This window comes from Streptomyces amritsarensis, from assembly GCF_001953875.1.
Lineage (GTDB): Bacteria > Actinomycetota > Actinomycetes > Streptomycetales > Streptomycetaceae > Streptomyces > Streptomyces amritsarensis.
This window is the reverse complement of sequence record NZ_MQUR01000204.1, coordinates 1-1626: the sequence shown is the minus strand read 5'-3', so window position 1 is coordinate 1626 and position 1626 is coordinate 1. Positions and strand designations below refer to the sequence as shown.

Annotated in this window: 1 protein-coding gene; it reads right to left on the bottom strand. The window is 69.7% G+C overall.

Going from position 1 to position 1626, the window contains the following annotated elements; all coding sequences use genetic code 11:
• Positions 1–23: 23 nt before the first annotated feature.
• Complete coding sequence (locus AVW11_RS35515; protein WP_076047081.1) at positions 24–1481, bottom strand: NF041680 family putative transposase; 1458 nt, start codon at positions 1479–1481, stop codon at positions 24–26.
• Between the last annotated feature and the right edge of the window lie 145 nt (positions 1482–1626).

Genomic DNA, 1626 nt, shown 5'->3' with positions numbered 1-1626 from the left:
CGGGACAGCCCTTAGCTTGATCTTTAACCTGTGCGGCGTGGGCGAGGGGTCGTCGACTTCTTCGTTTTCGGTTTCGTGATGTCGGGTTTGCGGACCGTGTGCACGTCGTGTCGTGGGGTGGGTCGGCTGTTCTTGCGCCCTGGTGGCCTGCCGGGTCCGGGCTGGGAGGGTTTCGGTGCAGTGGCTGGGCAGCTCGTCTTCGGGCGGATGTGGCGGAAGTCCCGGCGGACGCGGGCGGGGGTGAGGCGTTCGACGGGTGCCGGTTTCTCCCACGGCCGACGGAGATCTGCTGCCAGCGGTCGGGCGAGGCGGAGCTGGGTGTAGGCGGCGAGGATCAGCCAGGTCCACCGGTCCGCCGCCTCGGGGGTGCGGATCTTCGGGCAGGTCCAGCCGAGGGTCTGCTTGAACAGGCGGAAGGTGTGCTCGATGTCGAAGCGCCGCAGGTAGGCCTGCCAGAGCCGGTCGACGCCGACGGGGTCGGCGTCGGTGCCGGACCACCACAGCCAGACCGGCTTCGGTGTGGCTCCGCTGGGCAGGTGGTCGATGTCCAGGCGGATCACCGTCCCCTCGACGATCGGGAGGGTGCCGTCGGCCGCCGCCCAGGAGGAGCGGTGGGTGAGTTTGGGGTGGAGCCGGTCCCATGAGCGTGCTCGGGCGGTGCCGTAGAGGCGGGTGCGGGTGATGGTTTCGGTGTCCGGGGTGTCCCAGGTGTCGGGCTGCCCGAAGACGAACTCGCCGCCGTGCCGGGGCGGACGGCCCATGGTGTGGGGCTGCCTCTGGGGTGCGGGACGGCGCAGGACCCGGTCCGATCGCATCCGCGCCAGGACCTGGACCGGCAGGTCCCGCAGGAGGTGGGCCAGGCGGGGTGCGTCGTAACCGGCATCCGCGATGACGAGGACGTCCGGTTCGCCGGCCTGCCACTGACCTGCGGTGATCAGCCGCTCGATGATTTCGCGCAGCTGCCGGGCGGTGACGGTGGCGGTGTCGTCCCCGGGCGCCAGACGCAGCGCGTCCAGCGGCGCGGTCCACGAGCTGCGGCCCGGCTCCAGCGCGCAGACGATCGAATACGGCCAGCCAGGAACGGGGATGTGCTGGTCCTTGCCCCGGCCATAGGTGTGGCACAGGATCCGCTCCGGCGAGGTGTGCGCGTCCGGCCGCAGCCAGCAGCTGACATCAACGGCCAGGACCAGCCGGCCGTCGACAGCCCGCGGAAGCGGCACCGAGGCCAGGGCCCGCCGCATCCGATCCGCCTCGACCCAGCCACGGGCGAGCGCCGCATAGAGCCCTCCGTGACCGCGGCGGTGCTCGCCCACGAGCGACAGCTCGGCCAGTGATCTCACCGGCCCGTCACCGCACAGAACCGCGTCTGCCAGCTCGAACAGTGCATCCGAACGGGCGGTGAGACAGGAGTAGAACTCGCCTCGGAAGCGTGACAGTTCCGCCAGCGGCTCCCGCCCGGCACCACGATGCAGCAGACTCATCCCCACGGCCTTCGCGCTGGATGTGAGTGTTTCCTTGGTCGGAGCACATGATCCAGACGAAGGCCGCTTCCGCGTACGGCGGATACCGAACCGAGTGATCAAGTACGAGGCATCGTTCGACCTCGGACGTTAAAGAACAAGTTAG